The following is a 22,197-nucleotide window of genomic DNA, read 5'->3' on the forward strand; positions in this document are numbered from 1 at the left end:
TTCCTGCTCAGGACAGCAAGCGCCAGGCCTCGCCCGGAACCAGCTCGCACCGGTTACTGCGTGCGCGGCCGCCGAGCCGATAGCGCCACCGCCCCACCAGGTCGTAGGCGGCATCGCAGGCGCCTTGTGGAAGTGATCGCAGCGCCCAGGCGGCGATCAGCCAGAGACCGCCGAGTCGTTCGAGCACGGCAATCACCGCGCGTGACTTCAGCGCCTGGTGGCCGGACTCGTCGACCACGACGATGCTCTCGCCATCAAAGGGTCGCGGCCCGGCGCCCAGCAGCTGGCGTGCGGTGCTACCGGACAGGGGCGCGAACTGCAGGCGTTGCTGCGCATCCTCGTGGGTGGCAAGTCGCACCGTGGCGTGGCAGAACGCGCAATCGCCGTCGAAAAGCATCACCGCGCGGCTGCGTCGGCTCCACCTGCTGAGCCAGGCGGGATCGAAGGTCAGCAGGTGCACCAGCAGCATCGGAAAGGTGAGGTCGGCGAAGTTGAGGAAGGTCAGGAAGCCGACCTGGGCGCCCAGCATCGCCGCCCACAGCCAGGGCCGCAGCCGGGGCACAAGCACCAGCGGCGCGAACAGCAGCTCAATGAGCAGAACGGCCCAGGTCAGCGCCTGCAGAACGATCGGCGGTGTGGCCAGCACCAGGCTGCGAAGCGCGTGGTCGCGGGCCAGCGGATTCTCCAGCACCAGGCGGATCGTCTCACCCTCGACCCAGCTGGGACTGGACAGCTTGGTCCAGCCGCTGTGCGAATAGCTGAGTGCGAGAATGACCCAGGCGGCGAGGAACAGATGCCGAGGCAGTCGCCATTGGGGGCGGACCCCGCGCAGCCGGCCCGCCAGCGAGCCATAGGGGCGCGAGGGCACGAAGGCGTGCAGCAAGAGCAGCCAGCCGAACAGTGGCAGGCTGGGGTTGGCGATCAGTGGGTTGCGCTGGAACAGCCAGCCCAATACCAGGGCTGCAATCAACGCGCCGGCCCGATCGCCCCATCCCACCAGCACCGCCAGGCTGCTGGCGCAGCCCAGCGCGAACAGGGTGTTCAGGACGAGCGCGCCGTCGTCGACGAACAGCGGGTTTGGAAGCAGTCCGAAGTACGGACTCAGCTGCGCCGCAGCGACCGCGCCACCGGCCCCGAACACCTCGCCCGCCCAGGGCCAGAGCATGCCGAAGTGGACGATCAGGTAGACCCCCAGCAGGGCGCGATACAGGCTGTACTGGGCACCGGTCCAGCGCTCAGTCATGGCAGCCGGCCTCCCAGGCCAGTTGAAGGTCGCGGCGGGCGTCATCGCGCACCGGGTGCACGCTGACGCGCAGATCCCGGGCGCCGGCCGGCAGGCCGAGCTCCGCGTGCAGCGGTCCCGGTTCGCAGAACGCGTAGCGCATGACGCTCTCCTGCATCGGGCGCAGGCGCGGGTCGTGGCGCAGCAGCGGCCCGTAGGCGAGCGCTGCGCCGTAGACATTGCGCCGGTTGTAGGGGCCCTGGATGCGCCGGTAGCGGGACGGCTCCAGGGTCAGGCTTGCCGGCGCGCCGTCGGCGCCGCGCCAGTGCAGCGCGAAGCGGGCAGCGTGGGTCTCGTAGCCCTGGTGGGCGGTGAACACCTTCATCGCGGGGGCGACCTGGGTGGCCGCGGCAAGGCCCTTCAGACCGGCCAGCCCGAGCACGTCACCGACCATCTGCGCCGAGCCCACCCCGACGAGCAGGATGAACTCGCAGGCATGGCGCGGCTTCATTGCGGCCTCCTTCCAATCAGCATGGAGAGCAGTCGACGCTCGGCGCCGTCGGCGAAGCCGCAGTGCCGGGGCGTCGCGCGCGGGTTGTCGAAGGTGCCGAACAACATGTCCCATAGCGGCAGGTCGGAGTAGTTGCTGCGATGCCAGCCGCGCTGGTGATGACGCCGGTGCATCTCGGGGCGCTGGAACAGAAAACCGAGCAGGTAGGGCGTGCGCACGTTCCAGTGGTAGAACAGCTCGGCGAGGCCGGTAAGGGTGACCACCGCGGCGACCGAGGCGACCGGCAGCCCAAGCAGCACGTAGAGCACGAAACTCGACAGCATGCCGTTGAGCAGAATCTCGAGCGGATGTTTGTAGAAGCTCATCGCGCACTCGATGCGAACCGGGCTGTGGTGTACCTGATGCAGCCAGCGCCACAGCCAGGGGATCTCGTGCCGCGCGCGATGCCACCAGTAGTAGACGAAGGTGATCAGCAGATAGCCGATCGCGATGCCTACCGGCGCCGGCCACTCCGACAGGCTGTCCGCGCGCCAGCTCGACAGCCAGGCATCCCAGCTGACCGCGCCCAGATAGACCACGCCGATCTGCACCGCGTTGATCGCCACCAGGCGGGCGATCCAGCCGGCCACGCGTGGCTGGCGGACATTGGGGGCCAGCTGTTCGAGCACGATCATCAGGGCAGCGGTGCCGGCCACGACAAGGACGGGTTCCATGGGCAAGCTCGGCCGATTCGGTGAGATCACCCTGCGCCTCGGGAATCACTGCAGACAACCAAAGCCTGGGAAAAAGCGGAATATGGACTAAGTGGTAGCGTCAGGTAATACTTTCGGTCATGCGCCAGACCACGGCCATCCACCTCGCCCTGAAGAAGCTGCTGAAGGCGCACGGCAAGACCTATGCCGAGGCCGCCGTCGTACTCGAGCTGAGCGAGGCCAGCGTCAAGCGGCTGTTCGCCCGCGCCGAGCTGTCGCTAGAGCGGCTGGAGCGACTCTGCGACTGGATCCACGTCGATCTCGCCGATCTGGTCGAACAGGCGCAGGCCGTGCAGCCCCTGGTGACCCAGCTCACCCCCGAGCAGGAGCGCGAACTGCTGAAGGATCCGGCCCTGCTGCTGACCACGTTCCTGGTGCTGAACCGCTGGAAGGAGAGCGAGATCCTCGCGGTCTATGCCTTTTCCAAGCCGCAGCTGACCCTGATGCTCATCCGCCTCGAAAAGATCGGCCTGATCGAGCTGATGCCGTTCGACCGCATCAAGCTACGCACCGCCCGCAACTTTGCCTGGCGCAAGGATGGACCGATCCAGCGCTACTTCGCCGAGCGCGTGCTGCCCGAGTTTCTCGGCACCCGCTTCGCTGATCCCGGAGAGCGCATGCACTTCGTCGGCGGCATGCTCTCCCGCGCCTCGGTGCACAAGCTACACGAGGCCATGGAAGCGCTGGCAAGGCAGCTCGATGCCCTGGTCGAGGCCGACCTGGGGCTGCCGGTCGAAGAGCGCCACGGCGTCAGCCTGCTGGCGGCGCTGCGGCCGTGGGAGTTCACCGAGTTCACCAAGCTGCGCCGCGGGCCTCGACAGAAGTATTTCTGAGCGGACGGGGCGCCGGCTGCGCTGAAAGCAGTACAAGCCTGCCCGCGGCGCGACGCCAGGTCGCAGCTTTCGCGATCGGTGCAGGCACCGATGTGACGCTGCGGACAGCTGCAGTCCTCGGGCAATCCGACACGCGGCGGTCGTCGTCCAACCGCTCAGTATAGGTAGTAGACAACCGGGCGCCGAAGCCACCAGAAACCATCATTTACGCTCGCCCGCTGACGCCCGCATGGCCCGAAGCATTGCCCTCCCGTTGCCACCCGCTGGCCTTCCCGTTGATACAGAGTGTCGGAGTTCGGCCGTATTTCTCGTAGTAGGGGAATGAAGGGCTACGGTATGGGGCGGTGCTGCGCTGCGAATGGCCCGGTCCGGCAACTACCCGAGCGGAGGTGTGCAATGAAAAGGTCAGCACGGTGGGTGTGGATGGGAATGGCGGCGCTCTGGCCGCTTTCGGCTGCGGGGCAGGGCTTGCGGACCCTGTCCGTGGACCCGCAGGGGGAACGTGTCGCGCTGGCCGGCGAGCCCTCGTTCTGGGCCGGAGGCAAAAGCCAGTACCGCCTGTTTCGCCTGGCTGAAGAAGGCTGGACCGAGGTCGAGTCGATATCGACACCCGTCGCGCAGACGCTTGAGTTCATCGGCGACGACCTGCTGATCGGCGGGCGCCGAATGCATGCAGTCGAGGAGGACGACGCCCTCGAGGAGGTAGGCTCCAGCGACCGATCCGGACTCTCTGCCCTGGATGCGATGAATCCGATCATCCGTGGCGAACGGGTGCTGGCCGGCCTTCACAGCTTTCCAAGTTCGCCGCTGCACTTGCTGCAGAGCAGCCAGACGGGCTGGGAAACCCTTGCCGAGCTGCAGGCCCCCGAAGCGCTGAGTTGGATGATGGGTGGGGTCTACGCGGACTTCGACGCAAACATGGTCGCCGTCCTGCTGATGCCGATGGGGGAGCGATGCGGCCTGCTGGTCTACGAGGCCGGCGGCAGCGCTTGGCAGGCCTCGGGTCCCCTCTTTCCCGACCTGTGTCGTGAGGGAAGCCTGGCGGGCGGCGGGTCGATCTCGATCGAGGGCGGGCGGATCCTGATCGGGGCTTATCCGGACGCGGGACCCGAAGGCGCGCCCGGCGAGGCGGCACTTCTGGAGCGACGGGAGGGCGAGTGGGTCGAGACCGCCCGCTTCCAGCGGATGACGATCGAAGGGGACTACACCGAGGGTGGCATGCGTCCCTACGCCTTCGGTCATCGGGTGAGGCTGGTCGATAGCCGGGCGCATATCGGGAGCGGCTATCAGATCACCCATTCACACACCGCCTCCAGCACACGTAGCACGGTGATCCACAACGGAATCTTCGTCTTCGTCGAGCGCGACGGCGGCTGGATGATCGAGCGGCATCACGTCCATGCTCATCCCACCGCCACCTTTGGCCTTGACTTCGAGGTGCGCGGGAACCGCATGTTCGTGGGCTCGCCTGACGAGGAGGCCGCCTACGTGTTCATCCGCGGCGAGGATGGCTACCAGCTGGAGTCGCGCCTGCCGAAGGAGCAGGAAGCCTCGCAACCGACGCAGCAAGCCGGTTCGGACGGCCCTGAAACCGTGGAAGAGCCAGAGCCAGAGCCAGAGGCCGCGAGGGGATCTTAGCGCGCCAGCCGGAAGTCGCCGGGTAGCCAGGTGCGCGCCTCCTACCCAGTGACAAGGGCTGGAGTGGGACATGGCTGACGTCATCGGCGACGACCTGTCCGCCCCACGAACCAGAGCATGAGACCCTGCGCGCTCGCCAGGGTGGCAGCTTGCCGGTGCAGACCTCAGCCGCCCGGCTCGCCTTCTGGCTGGTCGGCCTGCCCGACTACTCCCGACAGTACCCCAACGCCGCGATGGGCGTCGCCTGCGTGCTGTTGTCGACGCTGATCTCCCTGCTTTGCGTCGCCATCCTGCTGCAGACGCGGCCCGAGCGAGATCGCGGCATAGCCGCGTGGCTGTCGATCTACTTCAGCCTGCCTTCGCGGTGCTCGACACCTTCTACTGCGGCGTCCATCTAGGCCATGGTGGGTCCTGCCAGTTTGAGTACTGGTACCTGATCGTGTCCTACGTATCGGCCTGGACGACCCTGCAGCCCCACGGCGCCCTGCAGCGCGGGCGGAGCCATAGCGGCCGAGCCGGGCCACGCGGTGCTTCCCGGCAAGTCCGACGGGGGCGCCTCCGGAGCGCTGATCCCACCCTGATTCGAGGGCGTCCAAGAGACCGGCCTACAGCCTGAGCAACAGGGTCATGAGCAACAGGCAGGTGAGGGTCGCGAGGACCGTCCGCGTGACATTCGAGCGGTTCCATCGGGCCTCGAACGCCTGCCGTGCGGCCTCGGCCTCGGCGGGCTGGAGCTCGCTGATCGACAGGCGCTTCAACGTGTTGTTCAGCGGGAGATTGATCAGCGCAGTCGGAAGCTGGACGCCGCCAAGGTAGAGGCATGCGGCGCCGACCAGCAGCGCCCGGTCGAGCGGCCCGGTCTGGGCGAAGCCAAGCACCGCGGCCGCCAGCAGGGCCAGCACCGAGCCGACCCAGACCATCATGAAGACCGGCTGGTTGTTCTGGATCACCCGGTCCATCACCTGAAAAGCCCGCAGAAAGCCGGCATCGCCGAGCGTGCCGATGCCGGGCATCACCACCACCGCGAAGGCGAGCAGGAATCCGGCGACCAGGCTGCACAGCAGGGTGGCGACGAGGAGCGATGTTTCGAACAGCGGCATGTCAGATCCTCCCGGGGACGGGCCCTGTGGAACGGGCGACGGATTGCGTCCTCTCCACCGCTCAGCCTTCGGCGGAGGTCGCCTTGATCGCGGCGAGCAGCGCTTCGGCCGGCACCAGTCCCTGCATTCGTTGCAGCTCGCGGCCGTCGGCCGAGAACAGCAGCAGCTGGATCGGCCTCGCCTGGTGCCGGGTCAAGAAGTGCCGGGTGTCGGGGTGGCCGACATCGGCAACCAGAAAGTGCAGCGCATCGCCGTGCAGCTCCCTTACCTCGTCCATGACGCGGGTCTGCTGGTTGCTGACCACGAGATTTGGGTCGTAGACGAAAACCAGGGCCTGCTTGCCCGAGCCGATCTTGCCCAGATCGGTATCGAAGGCGCGGGGCAGGCTGAGCAGGGCCACGCCGACCAGGGCGACCAGGACCGCGGCGACGCCCAGGCGCTTGAACAGACGGTTTCGTCGAACTTCGTGCCGGGTGGGGTCTTGCATAACTGAGCCTTGGCCTGGATGGACGGGCGAGTGCCCACTTTACCGATGCGCTGCCTGCGGTGTCGCGGATGCGGAGAGCAGGACAGGCACTGAGGGCAGCGAAGCTGGAGCGGGTGAAAGCGGTCGGGTTTGCGCGTTCGTGCTTTCGCGGGGAGGATCAGTCACTGCATCTTCTTTCGACCCGGGCCCCGCCCGGCCGGACCTGCGCTCCGGGTACGCATTCCGGAGCGATCGCTGGCGGGTTGGCCCTGCTTTCTGCGTATGGGTAATGGAGGGGCTGCCTGCTGGATGAGCCCGAGGGAGTGGTGACATGACAGCGTTGAATGGGATGGTTCTCGCATTTGCACTGTTGTTCACCGGTGCAGCCCTGGCCGCGGACGAGGGATCGGCGGCAGGCAGCGAGGCGCTGCGACAGGCCGCGGAGGCGGGCGATCCCCGTGCCGCCACCGCGCTTGCCGAGGCGCTGGTGGTCGAGGCGGGTGGGCGTGCCGGTCCGGAGGTCATCGCCCTGCTGGAACAGGGTGCGAAGGCCGAGGTGCCGCGGGCGCTCGCCCTGCTCGGCGCGGTGTACCTGTTCGGTGCCGGCGTGCCCGCGGACGCCGCGCGGGCGATTCCGCTGCTCGAGTCGGCTGCGGCCTCGGGCGACAACGAGGCACGCGTGAACCTTGCCGTCGCGCTGGAGCACGGCGCCGGCGTGGAGCGGGACCTCGAGCGCGCGCTGTCCCTGCTGCGCGAGGCTGCGGAGGACGGCTTCCCGCCAGGCATGCATGGCGTGGGCGTCTACCATCTCAAGGGGCTCGGAGTAGCCCAGGACCGCGCGGAGGCGCAGCGCTGGTTCGAGCGTGGCGCCGAGGCCGGCCATGCAGACTCGAGTGCCCAGCTGGCCGAGCTGCTGCTCGATGGCGAGCACCTCGAGCGCGATGTGGAGCGCGCGCTCGCTTTGCTGGAACGCGCGGTCGCTGGCGGCAGCGAGGGGGCGTTGATGCGCCTGGTGCTGGTGCTGGTCGAGGGCGAACACGTTCCGCCCGACCCGGCGCGCGCCCGCGCCCTGCTGCAGCGCTTCGCCGAAACCGGCCATGCCCGATCGGCCGTGGTCCTCGGGCAGATGCTGCTGGAGGGGCAGTACGTGCCGGCGGAGCCGGAGGTGGGTGCGGCCTGGATCAGGCAGGCGGCAGAGACGGGGCTGCCGAACGCTCAGTACCTGCTGGCGCGCGCCTATGAGTCCGGCAGCGGTGTCGAGCGCGATCTCGCGCAGTATGAGCAGTGGATGCGCCGCGCCGCCGCAGGAGGCTATGCGGCTGCTCGCCTGGCGCTGACCTCCATCGAGTTCGAGCGCGCCCAGCGCGAATCGCTTCCGCCCGAGCTGGTGGCGCGGATTCGCGAGGCCGCCGAGGCCGGCGAGGCGGGCGCCGCCTTCGAGCTGGGCATGCTCGCGCGCTACGGTCGCGGACTGGCGCGCGATCGCGATGCCGCGCGTCGCTGGCTGCTGCGCGCGGCGGAGGCCGGCGTGGTGGCCGCGCAGCGCGAACTGGGCGAGATGGATCTGCGCGACAAGGATCCCGAGCGTCAGCGGGATGCTGTGCGGCAACTGCAGCGGGCCGCCGATGCCGGAGACGCCGGGGCGCAGTATCTGCTGGGCAGGGCGCTGCAGTTTGGCCATGGGCTGCGCGCCCGGCCGGGGAAGGCACGCAAGCACTTCCAGCAGGCCGCACTGCAGGGACACGACGAGGCGGGCATTGCGCTCGCGCAAACGCTGTGGAACGGCTCGCCCAGCGACCGCGATCTGGCCCTCGCCTGGCTGCTGCTACCCCCAGGCGATGAGGGGGCGGAGTCGCTCGAACATCGCGCCCTTGAGTACGCCCGGGGGGAGACTGGCGAAACGCCGGCCGATCCCGCCTTCGGGCTGCTGCTGGCCGCGATCGCGACGGAGCTCGGCCGGCCGGATGCCGGCAAGCGCTACGAGGACATTGCGGCCCGTCTGGATGCAGGTCAGCGTCGCCGGGTCGCCGAGGCAAGGTCACGCTGGCATGCGCTGCGTGCGAAGCCCCATGCCCAGTGGGTGTGGCGCGAGGCGATGGTCGAGGCCAGGGCGCTGCGCTGGGACGATGCCCAGCGCGCTGCCCCGCATGCTGCGCGAGCGGTCGAGGCGGCCCGCAAAGCCTTCGGCGCGCGCTCGCTGCCGCACGCCGAGGCGCTCGAGCTGGTGGCCTCCCTGGCTGACATGCAGGAGGAGGACGCTCTCGCACTTCGGTCCTACGATCGTGCGCTGGACATCCGCCTCGCCCTGCAGCCCGCAGATCACCCCGACATCCTCGACAATCGTCGCGCCCGCGCCTGGCTCGCTGACCCCGATGATCTCTGGGCCGCTCGGGCCGAGGCGCTGGCGGCGCTGCTGCCTCGCGCCGAGCGCCGTCACGGCGCAGGCTCGGCATGGCTCAGGCGGCTGTACGAGGGGCTCGGCAACGCGCTGTACTTCGCCGACCGGTCCGAAGAGGCCGTGCCGCACCTGCGCCGCGCCCTCGCACTGGCTCTGCGCGACCCCGATGCGCAGGATGCGGTCAAGCTCGCCGAGGCACGCGAGGATCTGGCGCGCGCGCTTGCCGAGACAGGCGCAGTGGCAGAAGCGATCAGTCTGCTGCACGAAGGGCTCTCCGGATTGCGCGAGGCGGGGCCCGAGTTCGCCGGGGAGCTGAAGTCGCCGCTTGAACGGCTGGCGTTGACGCTCTGGCAGGCCGATCGCCATGAAGAGGCCGCCGAGGCGCAGTCCGAACTCATCGCCCTGCTCGAGGCCGAGCAGCCCGAGGCGCTGGGGGAGCTTGGCGAGGCGCGTCGCCTGCTCGAGGTCATTCGCGCCAGCGCCTACGCCAGTGACCCGGATGTCCCGCCGGACCGGCAGGCGCTCGAGGCCGCTGCCGAGACCGGCGACGGGTTCGCCCAGCTGCGCCTGGCCGACCTGCTGCTGCGCGGCGATTTCGGCAGCGTGGACGCCAAGGCCGCTGCGCACTGGTACCGGCGCAGCGCCGAGAATGGCGAGGCGATTGCCCAGTACAACCTGGCCATCCTGCTGGGCGAGGGTCGCGGCGTTGCCCCGGATCGCGCCGAGGCGGTCGAATGGCTGAAGCGATCGGCGGCGCAAGGCTTTGCCGAAGCACAGGCGACGCTCGGCTTCTACCTCACCGACGGCGAGGGCGAGGACGACGTCGCCGAAGCGGTGCGCCTGTTCGAACAGGCTGCGGGCCAGGGGTCGGCGGTCGGCAAGTTCAACCTGTCCAATCACCTGATCGATGGCGAAGGCGTGGCCCAGGACATCGAACGCGGCCTTGGCCTGCTTCGGGCGGCCGCCGATCAGGGGCTGCCCGAGGCGATCCGCGCGCTCGGCCTGCTGCAGATCACCGGTGAGCACGTGCCCAAGGATGCCGAGCAGGGCCGCGGCAGGCTGCTGCAGGCCGCAAGGTTGGGCGACGGGCTCGCGACCTCACTGGCCTGCTCGCTGGCCCGGCACCGTAAGGTCGACTGGATGGGCAGCCTCATCGAGGCGCCCGAGAGGGAAGCTTTTGATCCGGAGTTGTTGGCGCGCTGCGAGCCGGCCGAAAGGGCCACCGCGGCTGGCCGATGAACGTGGCCCCGACCGCGCGTCGACGCTTCGTCCAGGCAGTGAACATCCGTAGGGGAGGCAATCGCCATGAGCAAGGGCATCAAGATCGCGTTGGGCATCCTGTTGGGGATAGGCGCGCTGGTCGGCGTGGTCCTCTATGCCACCGCGGACCTGCCGCGGGTGACCGAGGACTTTCTCGGCGCCGTCCGCGACGGCGACCGCGAGCGTGCGAATGCGTTGCTTTCGGCTGGGTTCCGGGCCAACACCGCGCCCGAAGTGCTTGAGCGGTTCCTGCAGCAGCGCGGGCTCGATGACTTCCGCGAGGCAAGCTGGGGCTCGCGCTCGATCAGCGGCCAGCGCGGCGAGCTCAGCGGCACGGTGACCACCCACGCGGGTCTTGTCGTTCCCCTGACCGTCCACCTGGTGCGCGAGGCTGACGGCTGGAAGATCCACGGCCTCAACGCCGACACGCCGGGGCTGCGCTCCGATGCGAATGCCAAAAGCCCGCCTCCGGCACCGGATGACCAGGCGGCGCGGGCGCTGGTCGCGGAGACCACCCGCGCCTTTGCCGGGTCGGTGATGGCCGGCAGCATGGAGCAGTTGCACCAGCACGGGTCCGAGCGTTGGCGGATCCAGCACAGCGTGGAGGACCTCAACCGGGCCTTCGAGTCCTGGTTCAAGGCCAATGCGGACATGCGTGTCCTGTATGACATGGAGCCCGTCCTCGACGCGGGCTCTGGCGTCGATGAGCACGGCGTGCTGACGCTCAAGGGCCGCTATCCCACCACGCCCAACCCCGTGGTATTCAAACAGCAGTACGTGTACGAGGGCTTGGAGTGGAGGTTGGTCGGGCTGTCGGTGGAGGTGTAGCAGGCTGCAAGTCGCGCGCTCCGGCTGAAGGTGGACACCCGATGCAGCGCGCGGTGCAGCCCTTCCGTGCAGCATCGGACACCTGTTCCGGTGACCCGGGGCAGCGACGGAGCGCTGTAGGCCGCAAGGAGTGAGTCCGGTCGGGACTGGGCGATACGGAGCGTTAAGTCCGTGCACAACGCTTCGGTTCGCCTCGGTGCCATGGCAGGAGCGCCCCGGGGCGCGACCGGAGGGTCTTGCTCCCACCGCCGACCGCGGTCAGCGCGGATCTCCGCGGTCGCGTCCAAGGGCCCTGCCACAGAAGGCGCGCGCGGGCGGCAGGCGCAGCACAGCCGGGGTGGCCGATCCACGCGGGCGATATCGCTGGCCTAGTCCAGCACCAGCTTGTAGCCCACCCCGTAGACCCCTTCGATGCCGACCGCCTCGCCGCCGGCCTCCTGCAGCTTGCGGCGCAAGTTCTTCAGGTGGCTGTCCATGGTGCGCTCGCTGACGATGCGATGGTCGGCGTAGGCGGCATCGATCAGCTGGGCGCGACTGAGCACGCTGCCGGGCCGCGCAGCCAGCGCCTTCAGCAGGCGAAACTCGACCGGGGTCAGGGCCAGCGGTGAGCCGTTGAGCAGCGCCTCGTGGGCGGCCGCGTCGATGCGCAGCGGGCCGGCGGCTGCGCGCTCGCCCGGCATGCCCTGGCTGCGGCGCAGCTGGGCGCGCACCCGGGCCACCACCTCGCGCGGCGAGAACGGTTTGCAGACGTAGTCGTCCGCACCGAGTTCGAGGCCGAGCACGCGATCGATCTCCTCGACGCGGGCGGTCAGCATCAGGATCGGCAGGTCGCTTGCCGCGCGCAGCTCGCGGCAGATCGTGAAGCCATCCTTGCCCGGCAGGTTGACGTCGAGTACGACCATGTCCGCCGGCCAGCCGAGCGTCTGGCTAACGGCGTCGACGCCCTCGGCGCAGACGCGCACCGCGTAGCCGGCGGCTTCCAGATAGTCGCGCAGCAGGGCGGCGATCTTCGCCTCGTCCTCGATCACCATGACCCTGGCGCTCATGTCGAGGGCACCACCGGCAGTTCCACCGTGACCCGCAAGCCGCCGAGCGGCGAGGCCGCGACCTCGATCCTGCCGCCGTGCGCCTCGACGATATTGCGGCAGATGGCCAGCCCGAGGCCGGCGCCGCCGACGCGGGGCTCTCCGCTGCCGGCGCGGAAGTGGCGCTCAAGAAGGTGCGGCAGCTCATCCGTCGACACGCCGGGCGCGCTGTCATCACACTGCAGGCGTGCGAGGCCAGCATCGGCCCGCAGCTGCAGCCGCACCTCGCCCGGCGCATCGGTGTAGCGCAGGGCATTGCCGAGCAGGTTCTCGACCAGCTGCTCGAGGCGGGCGGCGTCCCCGCGCAGCGGCGGCGTGTCGGGCTCGGTCTGGCAGCTGAGCTGCAGGCCGGCCTGCTGGAACAGTCCGCGTCGGGACTCGGCCACCGCTGCGACCAGCGCTGCGAGATCTACCTCCGCAAACCGGTAGCGCAGGCCGCCACTGTCGGACAGGGCCAGCGCGTAGAGATCATCGATCCGCTGCGACAGGCGCTCGGCTTCGGCCAGCAGCGAACCCAGTGCGGCGCCATCCAGCGGGCGGATGCCGTCCTGCAGGGCCTGCAGCTCACCGCGCAGGATGGTCAGCGGCGTGCGCAGCTCGTGCGAGATGTCGGCAATCCAGCGGTCGCGGGCCTGCTGCGCCTGCTGCAGCGACGCCGCCATGCGGTCGAAGTCGCTTGCCAGCTCGCCGAGTTCGTCCCGACCCTGGGCGCCGACGCGGACGCCGTAGTCGCCGCCGGCGAGGCGCCGGCTGGCCAGCGCCAGGGTGTCGAGGCGGCGCAGCATGCGGCGCGACAGCGCCCAGGAGGCCAGCACCGCGAGCAGCAGCACCGGCAGCGCAATCCACAGCGCGCGCTCGCGCTGCGCCTTGGCGAAATCGAGGGCGGCGGACTCGTAGAGCTCGGGCATCGGCATCAGGGCCAGCTCGCCGATGCGCACGCCATCGAGTTCGATCGGCCAGCGCAGCGCGTCGGGGCCGGGGACCGGGCCGTTCAGCAGGCGACCGTCGGCGTCGAGCAGGCTGAGCCGCTGCAGCAGATCCAGCGCCCCTCCGCGCGGGCCCCGGCCCGGGGGCGGCTCCGCTCGCGGCTCGCTCCCCGGGGCCCGCAGCCCGCGCTCGCGGGGCGGAGGCGGGAGGGGCGGGCCGTCTTCCCCCGGCCGCACGATACGCAGCCAGCGCCGCGGCTGGCGTTCCAGCCGCCGCCAGCTGCCGACCTCCCGGTATTCGCCGGCGAGACGCTCGGCGATCGCGGGCAGGCGGGCCGCCTCCAGCGTGCGCGCATAGCCCAGCAGTCCCTGCTCGAAGCCGCGCGACTGGGCCCAGAGCAGGGCGACAAGCGCCAGCAGCACCAGTCCGGCGGACAGCAGCAACCAGCGGTGCCAGAGGCGGGGGCGCATGGGGGCTCCTTTAGATGGTTCGGCCGCAGTATCGCCGCTGCGTCGGCGCGCTCGCCAAGCTCAAAGCCGATTCTCCATCGAATCTCCACGATTCCTGCCCGGGTTCTGCGCGTCGCGCGGCGAAGCTGATCCTGCCGCGAACAGCGCGGCCCGACCCAGGAGCCAGCCATGAAACGCACGACCTTGATCAGCCTCGTCATCGCAAGCACTGTCGCCTGCGGCTGGGCCCTCGCCCAGCCCGCACCCCGTGAGCGTCCCGACCCGGAGGCCCACCTGCAGAACCTCAGCGTGATTCTGGAACTCTCGCCACAGCAGCAGGCGCAGCTGCGCAACATGCTGGAGGCCAAGCGTGAGGAGCTGGAGGCCCGGCGCGAGATCGGTCGGGAAGCGCGCGAGCAGCGGCGCGAGGCGCGCAGGGCCGACAGGGAAGCCTTCGAGGAGCAGATCGCGGCGATCCTCGATGCCGAGCAGCAGGCCAAGTTCGACGCCATGAAGGCCGAGCGCAGGGCCCAGCGCGAGCGGCGGCCTGCCGGCCGCGGAGCGCAGCGCGGCGAGGGCTGATGCCCGCGATGTGCACGGCGGGCGATCCAATGGATGGCCCGCCGTCCGTGACACCGACACCCGGAGCGACAATGAATATGCGCCCTGCTTCTTCGCAACGTGATCCGCGCGCCGCCGCCGCGCTGCTGGCCGGACTCGCGCTCAGCCCGCCGGTCTTCGCCGACATCTTCAGCGAGCGGCATCCCGACCTGATTCCCACCGCCGTGCAGCCGGCCGCCGTCGCGCCAAACAGCTGGCGTGGCATCTTCCGCATCAACTGCGATTTCTCGCATGCCGCCTATGACGACCCGCTGGTCTTTCCCGGCCAGCCGGACCGCGCGCATTACCACAACTTCTACGGCTTCTTCGACGCCGATGCGCATACACGCGCGGAAGATCTGTATGTCGCGCTTCCGTCCGGGCAGCGGGTGTCCAGCTGCCAGGGCAACCAGCTCAACCGCAGCGCCTACTGGGTGCCCGCGCTGCTGGCGCCGCTGTATGACAGCCAGGGCATCCGCCAGCTGGACGCCGATGGCGAACCGGCCTGGAAGGTCGTCGACGCGGTGGTCGGCAATGACGACGTGGCCCATGAGGTCTTCTACTACTCGGCGGGCGTCGACAACCTGCAGAGCATCCAGGCGCCGCCGCCCGGCCTGTCGATCATCGCCGGCACCGGCAGCACCCTGCCCGGTGCGCCGCAGCCGACCACGGTGGCGCGCTGGCACTGCCAGTCATGGAACGCCAATGACGCCACCAATCCGGATTTTCGCGGCTTCATTCCCGAGTGCCGGGCGCCCGACCGGCTGCGCTTCGACCTGTTCTTCCCCAGCTGCTGGAACGGCGTCGACCTCGACTCGCCCGACCACAAGTCGCACATGGCCTACCCGGAAACGGTCGCCGGTGTGACCCGCTGCCCGGCAAGCCATCCGGTGGCCCTGCCGCGGGTCAGCTACCACTACGCGTTCGGCGTGCGCCCGGACAACTACGACCCGGTCACCCGAAGCAGTCGCGGCTGGCGGCTTGCTGCCGATGGCTACACGGTCAATGACCAGAACCCCGGCGGCTATTCGCTGCACGGCGACTGGATCAATGGCTGGCACGTCGAAGCCATGCAGGCGCTGATCGATAGCTGCATCAAGGCAGCCAAGGACTGCCACGACGGCAACCTGGCCAACGGCTTCCGGCTCTCGGGCACCGCTCCGGGCAACCAGCTGGCGCAGCCGATCATCAACCAGGGCCGCGGCGCAATGCACGACCCCGACCACCTTTTCGCGCACGGGTTCGAAGCCGGCAGCGCCCACTCGCGCTGACCCGCCTGCGGGTTCAGGGGGGGCTGGCCTGCCGCTCCCCCCTGCCATTCGCGCCAGGCTGGCCGGGCGGATGGATCTGCCGTCGTGCGGCGCGCCCGCCCAGGTGTCGATGCGCACTTCCGCCCCGGGGACTACGGCCTCCGCAGCGGGGTCAGCAGCAGCGCGGACGCCAGGCAGGCCAACATGGTGCGCACGCGGTTGGAGGCATTCCATCGCCGCTCGAACATCCTTCGCTCCGCTTCGGCTTCGCTGACCTGAGGCTCGCTGATCGACAGCCGCTTCAACGCCTTGTTCAGCGGGATCCTGGTCACCGCGGTCGACGAAAGGAAGGAAGCTGTTCATGGCTCGCGAAGTCTGTCCGCCCCTGCAACCCAAACGTCTTGCAGCCTTCGATGAAGAACGGGCCCGGATATCACAGACCGGGCAAGCCCCCCCGTGGAGGCGAACTTGCTCGCCTGACCGCCGAGGAGGGGCAGGTGCAGCAGCCCGAAGCCCTGATCTTCCTGCCCGGCCGCCGGAATCAGTCGCGTTGCCCAACGGTTGTCCGGGCTAGTTGTCCGAGCTTCGCCACAGCACATGTTCTTCGTGGCGGGACCAGCGCAGGCGTCCGGTAAGTCCGGCCAGGCCCAGGCAGGCGAGCACGACCGGCAACAGCCAGTCAAAGAGCAGGCTGTCCTCCCGCGCCGCGTCGGCCTCGTCCGGCAGGTAGCGGACACGCACGCGCTCACCCGGCTCATGGCCGCCCAGCAGCGGAGTGGCCCAGTGGAACTCCAGCGTACGCGCCGGCCCGCCGTTGCTCGGCGTGTAGCGGACCACGGCCCGTTCGCTGTAGCTGAGGCTTGAGCCGTCCCGGGTGACCCGGGCATCCACCTTCACCACCTCGCCCTCGACCACCACGCCGTGGCGCCGGTACTCGAGTGAGCGCTGCGAGGCCCAGGCGGCCCCGACCAGAAAGCCGATGCCGAACAGAAGTGACCATCCCCTGCCCATCGCACCTTCCCCGTGGAGTGGCGTGCACCGACAGTGTAGGCGGCACTGGCGCTCGGCGCAGCACCACGGGGTTCGAAGGGGGTTTTCTTGGCCGCGGCCAGCTGCGGCCCATGTACCGGTCCGGATGTCTCCCGAGCCGCACCGCCGCGGAGTGCAGGATGGTTGGTCCATGGCTGGAATGGGCGCCGCCAGCGATCAACTCAGATGGCGCAGCGCAAGGGCTGAGCGATCCAATCCCTGGGTGGGTCTGCGCCCCGCCGTGGTGTGGGCGTCGTCGCGATGCTCCTGTTGCCGCATCGCCAGAGTGCCTGCGGCAGCCAACCCGGACGACCCGGCGGTGAAGTGATATGTTTCGGCTCCGCACTTGGGGATATCACCGCGCCCCAGCTGCCGGCATCTCCAAGTGCGCCGTCAACACCTGGAGCCCATCATGAAGCCAGGCATCGGGATCTTCGCCCTCGCGTTTGCGCTGCTGCCAAGCACCGCGCTCGCCGAGATGATCCGTGCGTCGGATGGCCGGGGCGATGCGCTGTATCTGCCCTACTACACCGTCGAGGGCGGGGCGGCCAGCCTGCTGACGGTGCGCAATCACGCGGATCACCCGGCGCTGGCCCAGGTCCGCTTTGTCGAGTCGCTCAACGGCCAGAGCGTGCTGAGCCTGAACCTTGCGTTGCCGGCCCAGGGCACCTGGACCGCCGCCGTCATCGAGTCCGCCGAAGGCGGCGCCGAGCTGGTCAGCGCATCATCTGTCTGCACCGTGCCGATCCTGGCCGGCAGCGCGCCGGGCTTTGCCCGCTTCCGTGTCTTCGACTATGACGTCCGCTATCCCGATGGGGGACCGGGCGACGTCGGGCGCACCCGCGCTGGTGCGGTCGAGGTGCTTGGGTTTGCAGCGCCCCTCGGCCCTTTTGCCGACGAGGTCGACGAGCTGGAGTGCCGTTCGATCCAGGAGCGTTATCTCGGCGAGCGGGCGAGCGTCATCTCGGCGCTGCAGCCCTTGCACGGACCGCCGAGCGCTGCGCTGTCGGCGTCGATGCAGATCGTGGAGGTGTCGGCGGGCACCGTGCTCTCCTATGAGGGCACTGCGATCCGCGGCTTCTTCAATCGGGTGAGCGTGGTGCTTCCCGACGACCCTCTGCCACGCTTCTCCACGCCCCTCGCCGAAACGCCCGGTGGAGAGCTTCTGTTGGCGACGCCGAGCGCGCGCTACGCAGTATCCGAGGCGCGCGGGCCGGACGCGGTGAGCGCGCTGTTCATGGCGACGGGGCTGGAGGGTGATGTCGCCAACGACCCGTCGATTGGCGCCGCGACCGATTGGCTGATCGCGTTTCCGACCCGGCATGCCTACGTCGCCGCGCTTCCGGGATCGCTGTTCGACGGTGGAGGGCCGGTTGCACCATTCAGCGAGGCGTTCACCCCGGAAGGCGCCTGCCAGAAGCTGAAGCTCTCGCGCCGGCGCGCGGACGGACAGCCGCTGTTCGATCCACAAAGCGATCCGCCGCCGCCGCCGCAGCGCACCGAGGCGGCCGTCTGTCCTCAGGTGGGCCTGCTGCCCTTTGTCGCCATCGATGGCCTTGATGAGACTGCGGCGCGTGTCCGCTTCGCCGGCGACGCACTGCCCGGCCTGCCCCTGCGCAGGGCGGATGACGGGCAGCAGGTGATCCTGCCGGGGCTGCCGGTGATCGGGCTGCGACTCAGCCGCTTCGTCAATGGCAACCTGGGTGGTGGGGTGCTGGCCAACTACTCGTTCGCCGAACCGCTCAAACCGCTCGTGCAGGCGCCGTAGGCGCAAGCGTCGGCATCCTCGCAGGTTGTCGGCGCAGTGATTCGAGTGCCGGCGATCTGGGCGCGGTACGAGCCTCCCCGCTACCTGCGCCGGCCGCGGCCTAGGCCCGCTTTCCCTTCCGACCCCTTGCTGCCTGCCGCTGTCGGCCGGCGGGGACCATGTCGTCCTCGATCAGGTCGAACAGGGCGGCCAGGGCGTCGGCTTCCTCAAGATCGGCCTGCCTCTGCCGCTCGCTCAGTTCAACGAGTAGGACGCGCAGCCCGCCGGGGCTGGCGAGGAGCTCGCGTTCGCGCAGGTGCGCCTGCTCGATCCGGCGCAGATCGGCCAGCTGCTCGTTGAGGCTGTGGTCCAGGCTGCGGGTGTCGAAGCGACGCAGGGCGGCATACGGCATGTCGAACACGTCGAGCAGGGCGGACTGCAGGTTGGCGATCTCCGCCCTGATCGTCGCCAGCTGCTCCTTGAGCAGCAGGCTGTATCCACGAAGCCGCTCCTCGGGGACAGCGGCAAGCCGCTCGGGGTCGAGCTGGTCGGCCTCGACCTGCAGGCGGAACAGGGCCATCAGGTCCTTCGCTTCATAGGCCCGGTTGGCCTGCTGCATCAGCTCGGTCTTGCGTGCGCGCTCGGCGGGATCGGTCTCGCGGTCGGGATGCAGGGCGCTGGCCAGGCGGCGGAACACATCGCGCAGCGACTGCCCGGCATCGTGCAGCGCCTGCTCGCGGCGCGCTGCGGCGGCCCGCTCTTTCGCCGGTCTGCTCTGCCGCCGCTTCTCGGCGCGCTGCGTGGCTTCGGCGGCCTCGGCGGCCGCGCGTGCGCGAAGGGCCTCCTCGATGTGCTCGCGCAGCGCGTCTTCGTCGCTGTCTTCCTCGACCTCGATGCCCAGCTCTTCGGCGAAGGACTCGAGCTCGTCGCGCAGGCCGGCCTCGTGCTCTTCGCGCAAGTCGGACAGGGAGACCTCGCTGTGGCGGTCGTAGATCGCCTCGAGCAGGTCCCGGTCGCGGCCATCGCCACGCTCCAGGCGCTCCTCGATCAGTTCGAGCAGATAGTCGGTCAGGGCTTGCCGACCGCGTTTCCTGAGCGCGGCGCCCGGCGGCGGACGGCGCAGGGTCGCGTCGAGATCGGCGATCAGGGCGCGGATTGCCCGGTCCAGCGCGGCCAGCCGGGGCGCGGACTCGTCCAGCCAGCGCTGCCGCAGCCGCTCGTTCTCGCCCTGCAGGGTTTCGAGCTCCCTCCGTGCGGACTCGAGGCCGGCACTCAGGCGATTGAACTCCTTCTGCGCCTTGCTCAGCTGACGGGGCGAGCCGGATACGGCCACGGGCAGCGCGCTCGCATCCTCGAGGCCGAACAGGGAAGGCTGCGCAGTGGCTTCAGGCATGGGATTCCGGAAAGGGGTGGAGAGGCGGCTTCAGCCTGGCCAAGCGACAAGGGTGCGACGGCTTCAGCCGCCGATCAAGCTGCAGGATGCCGGGCGCCTACGGTTCGGACGCTCCGCCGGGCGCGAACCGACTGCCCGGCAGCGGGATCCGCAGCGAGGCGGGTCCGTACGGCCGGGGCTGCAGCAGGTCGAGGATCAGCGTGTCCTGTTCAAGGCGCACCGGCTGCTCGAAATTGCTCAGCCATTCCGGGTGATTGGTCAATGCCTCGCCCGGATCCGGCTGCCTGGCCAGCTGGTCTGCCAGCGAGAGCAGACGCAGGTGGCCTTCAAGGTCGCGCTCGCGGCGCAGGTAGTCGCGGTAGCTCGGGCCGCTGATCCGTGCGACGTAGCAGCCGACAGGGTTGAACACCAGGTGCGTCAGCGGGCAGACGAGATCGGTGGGGGCTTCGGACCAGGCTTTGACCGGGCGCGGAAGGTTCTCGCAGGCGTCGCGATAGCTGCCGACGATCAGGGCGAGGCTCGCCTCGCGATTCATGCTCCACTCGGTGATCGTCTCGACCAGGCTGCCCTCGGGTCCAAGCATCCCCGATGGTCCCCGCTCAAGCGTGTGCTCGAGGGCCTGGAATTCGGTGCGGAACACGTCGCAGCTCATGCGTTCTTCTGGGCGCGGCGGAGCGAATGCGTGCTCGCAGGAACTGGGCAGCGGAAAGTCGACCGGAAGCTCGGCGCGGATATCGGCAAAGAGCTGGATCCCGCGGCGCAGCCAGGCGAGATTGATCATCTCTCCAATCATTGAATCGCTGCGGCCGCGCAGGGCGCGCCAGTCCGCGGTGCCCTGGCAGAGTGACTGCAGCGCGCCGGCGGCGTCGCCCTCGACATAGCGCAGCGCCGCGGCAGCCACCTGCAGGCTGCCGGTCTCCTGATAGGGGGGAATCGGCGATGCAAGGGTCAAGCGGTAGGGCAGGCGCTGGTGGTCGTACTCGGACAGTGACGTCAGCGCTTCGAGTCGCGAGGTGCGGGCCGCAACCGCGGCGCGCCAGGCCTCGGGATCAGCGCGCACCGCCTCGAGGCAGTCCAGGTCGCAGGCAGGCAGTTTCGGGGCGTCAGCGGGCTCGCGGCGCGGATAGCGCTCCGCGGCGACGCTGGTCGGCATGTCGCCGTCCTCGGGTTGCCAGGCGTCCAGCGCGGCGGCGTCCTCGCGCATCACCTCGGCGCGCTGCGCGGGCGGTACCTCGTAGGACAGCGACCAGATCAGTTCCAGCGCGTTGCGCTCGCCCACGGCGTCCTGCGGCGGCAATCGCAGGTCGGAAAGCTCGCCCGCCTGCTCGGCGCTGAGCCGCGGCAGCAATCCGCTGAGGCTGATCGCCAGCCAGAGCAGGACGAGAGCCAAGAGCAGCAGCAGGATCCGCTTCAGCCAGCGCCACATGCGATCAAGCTCCTTGCCCGGGTGACCCCCGGAGCCATGCTAACGGCTTCGCGCACTCGTCGTCATGGCATCGCGGCAGCCGCAGCGGGGCTCGAACCCTGCGCCAGGCTGCGGCGCCGCAGGGCGGAGCGCCCCCCTGACCCAGGCGGGGCCACGCAGGTCAGGGGGCGCCGGGCCGCGGCAGCCGAAGCTGCCGCGTGTTCAGCCGCCGGAGGCGCTCGTGATCGAGGCGACTTCGCGGGATGCGGACTTTGCGGCGAAAAGATCCTGCAGCCAGGCCTTGTAGCGCGCCTGGGTGCCGGCATCGGCCATGGCATTACCGTGGCCGGCGCCCTTCACCACCAGCAGTTCCGCCGGTCGGCCGGCTTGCTGCGCGGCCTCGAACAGCTGCTCCGACAGGATAGGACGGGTCTGCTTGTCACGGCTGCCGACGATGACCAGCAGGGGGGCAGGCTGACGCTTGACCGCGTACAGGGCGCCCTGGCCGCGCAGGTTGTCGGCCAGCTCGACCCTGACGAAGGGGGCGGCATACCAAGGCATCAGGCTGTCGGCCCAGGCCTCGGCGGTGCTGACGCTGCCTTCCAGCACCAGGCCCGCGACGGGGCGGTGCAGGGCGACATAGCTGGCCTTCATGCTGCCCATCGAGAAGCCATGCACTACCAGGCGTTCCGACGGAATGCCCAGGACATCGCGGGCGTAGTCGTGCGCGGCAAGCGCGTCGTGGAACCAGGTCGCCAGGCTGGCCTCGCCGCCCGAGCGGCCATTGCCGCGGTGCTCGATGGCCAGCAGGTTGAGCTCCATGTCCCCGGTTTCCCCGAGCAGGAAGGGCAGGTCACGGCTCAGTCGGCTGACATTGCCGCCGAAGTACAGCAGGGTCGGGAAGTCGGCACCGCGCAGCACCTGGACGGCGTGCAGCGGGGTGCCGTCATGGGCGCGTATCTCGTGGACCTTGAAGGGCAGGGGCTGGGACGCCAGGGTGACCTCGATGGGCGTGGTGCCCTCGGGGTCCGGCGTCTTGCGCAGGATGTTCTTCTCGCCGACCGTCATGGTCTTGCAGCCGGCAAGCATCAGCAGGAGGGCGAACAGCAGGACGCCGCGCAGCGCGACGGCAGGAACTCGAAGCGGGGTGTTCAAGCGGAAGGGTCCGGTAAGCCGCTCAGGCGGCGGGACGATATTCCCCGAACGCCCGGGTGCTCGGCAATCGGCATCCGATGGGGGCTTCAGCAGCCGGTAGGCGTGACGAGGGGGCGACGGTGCCATGCCGACGGTCGCGTCGTTTCTTC

At 69.5% G+C, this 22,197-nt stretch carries 20 protein-coding genes; 8 read left to right on the forward strand and 12 right to left on the reverse strand.

The features are described 5' to 3' along the window. Positions 1-7 precede the first annotated feature (7 nt). The 3 genes from M0G41_RS16815 to M0G41_RS16825 are packed head-to-tail and all read right to left on the reverse strand — an operon-like array spanning position 8 to position 2,446. Positions 8-1,243, reverse strand: coding sequence for a DCC1-like thiol-disulfide oxidoreductase family protein (locus M0G41_RS16815; protein WP_248211187.1), 1,236 nt, complete (start codon positions 1,241-1,243; stop codon positions 8-10). Continuing rightward, complete coding sequence (locus M0G41_RS16820) at positions 1,236-1,733, reverse strand: hypothetical protein (RefSeq protein ID WP_248211188.1); 498 nt, start codon at positions 1,731-1,733, stop codon at positions 1,236-1,238. The genes M0G41_RS16815 and M0G41_RS16820 overlap by 8 nt, the downstream gene beginning before the upstream one ends. Then, a complete protein-coding gene (locus M0G41_RS16825; protein ID WP_248211189.1) occupies positions 1,730-2,446 on the reverse strand; it encodes a sterol desaturase family protein in 717 nt (238 codons plus the stop codon). The genes M0G41_RS16820 and M0G41_RS16825 overlap by 4 nt, the downstream gene beginning before the upstream one ends. Positions 2,447-2,565: 119 nt before the next feature. Here M0G41_RS16825 and M0G41_RS16830 point away from each other — a divergent pair, with 119 nt between their 5' ends. The 3 genes from M0G41_RS16830 to M0G41_RS16840 all read left to right on the forward strand — a co-directional run bounded on the left by M0G41_RS16830 (position 2,566) and on the right by M0G41_RS16840 (position 5,354). Next, positions 2,566-3,318 carry a helix-turn-helix domain-containing protein gene (locus tag M0G41_RS16830; RefSeq protein ID WP_248211191.1) on the forward strand — a complete coding sequence of 251 codons (753 nt, stop codon included), beginning with the start codon at positions 2,566-2,568 and terminating at the stop codon, positions 3,316-3,318. 321 nt (positions 3,319-3,639) lie between these two features. Beyond that, on the forward strand, positions 3,640-4,956 hold the full coding sequence (locus M0G41_RS16835) for a nuclear transport factor 2 family protein (protein ID WP_248211193.1): 1,317 nt from the start codon (positions 3,640-3,642) through the stop codon (positions 4,954-4,956). A gap of 155 nt (positions 4,957-5,111) precedes the next feature. Beyond that, complete coding sequence (locus tag M0G41_RS16840) at positions 5,112-5,354, forward strand: hypothetical protein (RefSeq protein ID WP_248211195.1); 243 nt, start codon at positions 5,112-5,114, stop codon at positions 5,352-5,354. 207 nt (positions 5,355-5,561) lie between these two features. On the opposite strand, the gene M0G41_RS16845 is transcribed toward M0G41_RS16840, so the two are convergent. After that, positions 5,562-6,056, reverse strand: coding sequence for an anthrone oxygenase family protein (locus M0G41_RS16845; RefSeq protein WP_248211197.1), 495 nt, complete (start codon positions 6,054-6,056; stop codon positions 5,562-5,564). A 61-nt stretch (positions 6,057-6,117) separates the two neighbouring features. After that, positions 6,118-6,543, reverse strand: coding sequence for a hypothetical protein (locus M0G41_RS16850; protein ID WP_248211198.1), 426 nt, complete (start codon positions 6,541-6,543; stop codon positions 6,118-6,120). A gap of 310 nt (positions 6,544-6,853) precedes the next feature. Here M0G41_RS16850 and M0G41_RS16855 point away from each other — a divergent pair, with 310 nt between their 5' ends. Together M0G41_RS16855 and M0G41_RS16860 are read left to right on the forward strand one after the other, a co-directional pair. Further along, complete coding sequence (locus M0G41_RS16855; protein WP_248211199.1) at positions 6,854-10,159, forward strand: tetratricopeptide repeat protein; 3,306 nt, start codon at positions 6,854-6,856, stop codon at positions 10,157-10,159. 66 nt (positions 10,160-10,225) lie between these two features. After that, a complete protein-coding gene (locus tag M0G41_RS16860; protein ID WP_248211200.1) occupies positions 10,226-11,008 on the forward strand; it encodes a hypothetical protein in 783 nt (260 codons plus the stop codon). Between the two features lie 368 nt (positions 11,009-11,376). Here the strand turns inward: M0G41_RS16860 and M0G41_RS16865 are convergent, their stop codons facing one another. Next, complete coding sequence (locus M0G41_RS16865; RefSeq protein WP_248211201.1) at positions 11,377-12,054, reverse strand: response regulator; 678 nt, start codon at positions 12,052-12,054, stop codon at positions 11,377-11,379. Continuing rightward, positions 12,051-13,490: an ATP-binding protein gene (locus M0G41_RS16870; RefSeq protein ID WP_248211203.1), complete on the reverse strand. Its 1,440-nt coding sequence runs from the start codon at positions 13,488-13,490 to the stop codon at positions 12,051-12,053. Before M0G41_RS16870 ends, M0G41_RS16865 begins: the two co-directional genes overlap by 4 nt. Positions 13,491-13,658: 168 nt before the next feature. Between M0G41_RS16870 and M0G41_RS16875 the strand changes: the two genes are divergently transcribed. After that, positions 13,659-14,051: a hypothetical protein gene (locus tag M0G41_RS16875; RefSeq protein ID WP_248211205.1), complete on the forward strand. Its 393-nt coding sequence runs from the start codon at positions 13,659-13,661 to the stop codon at positions 14,049-14,051. Positions 14,052-14,122: 71 nt separating this feature from the next. After that, positions 14,123-15,340 carry a DUF1996 domain-containing protein gene (locus M0G41_RS16880; RefSeq protein WP_248211207.1) on the forward strand — a complete coding sequence of 406 codons (1,218 nt, stop codon included), beginning with the start codon at positions 14,123-14,125 and terminating at the stop codon, positions 15,338-15,340. Between the two features lie 131 nt (positions 15,341-15,471). Here the strand turns inward: M0G41_RS16880 and M0G41_RS18945 are convergent, their stop codons facing one another. After that, positions 15,472-15,651, reverse strand: a complete 180-nt coding sequence (locus tag M0G41_RS18945; protein WP_425511272.1) for an anthrone oxygenase family protein — start codon at positions 15,649-15,651, stop codon at positions 15,472-15,474. Positions 15,652-15,889: 238 nt separating this feature from the next. After that, positions 15,890-16,330, reverse strand: a complete 441-nt coding sequence (locus M0G41_RS16885) for a DUF3592 domain-containing protein (RefSeq protein WP_248211209.1) — start codon at positions 16,328-16,330, stop codon at positions 15,890-15,892. Between the two features lie 430 nt (positions 16,331-16,760). Here M0G41_RS16885 and M0G41_RS16890 point away from each other — a divergent pair, with 430 nt between their 5' ends. After that, entirely contained in the window at positions 16,761-18,116 is a 1,356-nt protein-coding gene (locus M0G41_RS16890) for a hypothetical protein (protein ID WP_248211211.1), read from the forward strand. 100 nt (positions 18,117-18,216) lie between these two features. Here M0G41_RS16890 and M0G41_RS16895 read toward each other — a convergent pair whose 3' ends face one another. From M0G41_RS16895 to M0G41_RS16905, 3 genes are all read right to left on the reverse strand, one after another. After that, positions 18,217-19,488: a J domain-containing protein gene (locus M0G41_RS16895; protein WP_248211213.1), complete on the reverse strand. Its 1,272-nt coding sequence runs from the start codon at positions 19,486-19,488 to the stop codon at positions 18,217-18,219. A gap of 97 nt (positions 19,489-19,585) precedes the next feature. After that, positions 19,586-20,914: a hypothetical protein gene (locus M0G41_RS16900; protein ID WP_248211215.1), complete on the reverse strand. Its 1,329-nt coding sequence runs from the start codon at positions 20,912-20,914 to the stop codon at positions 19,586-19,588. A gap of 201 nt (positions 20,915-21,115) precedes the next feature. Next, complete coding sequence (locus tag M0G41_RS16905) at positions 21,116-22,048, reverse strand: alpha/beta hydrolase (RefSeq protein ID WP_248211216.1); 933 nt, start codon at positions 22,046-22,048, stop codon at positions 21,116-21,118. Between the last annotated feature and the right edge of the window lie 149 nt (positions 22,049-22,197).

The sequence above is a fragment of the Pseudomarimonas salicorniae genome (assembly GCF_023156535.1).
GTDB lineage: Bacteria > Pseudomonadota > Gammaproteobacteria > Xanthomonadales > Xanthomonadaceae > Pseudomarimonas > Pseudomarimonas salicorniae.

Bases quoted from the DNA above. Each gene is read 5' to 3' on its own strand.
- M0G41_RS16815 (WP_248211187.1), bottom strand. From the start codon at position 1,243: ATGACTGAGCGCTGGACCGGTGCCCAGTACAGCCTGTATCGCGCCCTG.
- M0G41_RS16820 (WP_248211188.1), bottom strand. From the start codon at position 1,733: ATGAAGCCGCGCCATGCCTGCGAGTTCATCCTGCTCGTCGGGGTGGGC.
- M0G41_RS16825 (WP_248211189.1), bottom strand. From the start codon at position 2,446: ATGGAACCCGTCCTTGTCGTGGCCGGCACCGCTGCCCTGATGATCGTG.
- M0G41_RS16830 (WP_248211191.1), top strand. From the start codon at position 2,566: ATGCGCCAGACCACGGCCATCCACCTCGCCCTGAAGAAGCTGCTGAAG.
- M0G41_RS16835 (WP_248211193.1), top strand. From the start codon at position 3,640: ATGAAGGGCTACGGTATGGGGCGGTGCTGCGCTGCGAATGGCCCGGTC.
- M0G41_RS16845 (WP_248211197.1), bottom strand. From the start codon at position 6,056: ATGCCGCTGTTCGAAACATCGCTCCTCGTCGCCACCCTGCTGTGCAGC.
- M0G41_RS16850 (WP_248211198.1), bottom strand. From the start codon at position 6,543: ATGCAAGACCCCACCCGGCACGAAGTTCGACGAAACCGTCTGTTCAAG.
- M0G41_RS16855 (WP_248211199.1), top strand. From the start codon at position 6,854: ATGACAGCGTTGAATGGGATGGTTCTCGCATTTGCACTGTTGTTCACC.
- M0G41_RS16860 (WP_248211200.1), top strand. From the start codon at position 10,226: ATGAGCAAGGGCATCAAGATCGCGTTGGGCATCCTGTTGGGGATAGGC.
- M0G41_RS16865 (WP_248211201.1), bottom strand. From the start codon at position 12,054: ATGAGCGCCAGGGTCATGGTGATCGAGGACGAGGCGAAGATCGCCGCC.
- M0G41_RS16870 (WP_248211203.1), bottom strand. From the start codon at position 13,490: ATGCGCCCCCGCCTCTGGCACCGCTGGTTGCTGCTGTCCGCCGGACTG.
- M0G41_RS16875 (WP_248211205.1), top strand. From the start codon at position 13,659: ATGAAACGCACGACCTTGATCAGCCTCGTCATCGCAAGCACTGTCGCC.
- M0G41_RS16880 (WP_248211207.1), top strand. From the start codon at position 14,123: ATGAATATGCGCCCTGCTTCTTCGCAACGTGATCCGCGCGCCGCCGCC.
- M0G41_RS16885 (WP_248211209.1), bottom strand. From the start codon at position 16,330: ATGGGCAGGGGATGGTCACTTCTGTTCGGCATCGGCTTTCTGGTCGGG.
- M0G41_RS16890 (WP_248211211.1), top strand. From the start codon at position 16,761: ATGAAGCCAGGCATCGGGATCTTCGCCCTCGCGTTTGCGCTGCTGCCA.
- M0G41_RS16895 (WP_248211213.1), bottom strand. From the start codon at position 19,488: ATGCCTGAAGCCACTGCGCAGCCTTCCCTGTTCGGCCTCGAGGATGCG.
- M0G41_RS16900 (WP_248211215.1), bottom strand. From the start codon at position 20,914: ATGTGGCGCTGGCTGAAGCGGATCCTGCTGCTGCTCTTGGCTCTCGTC.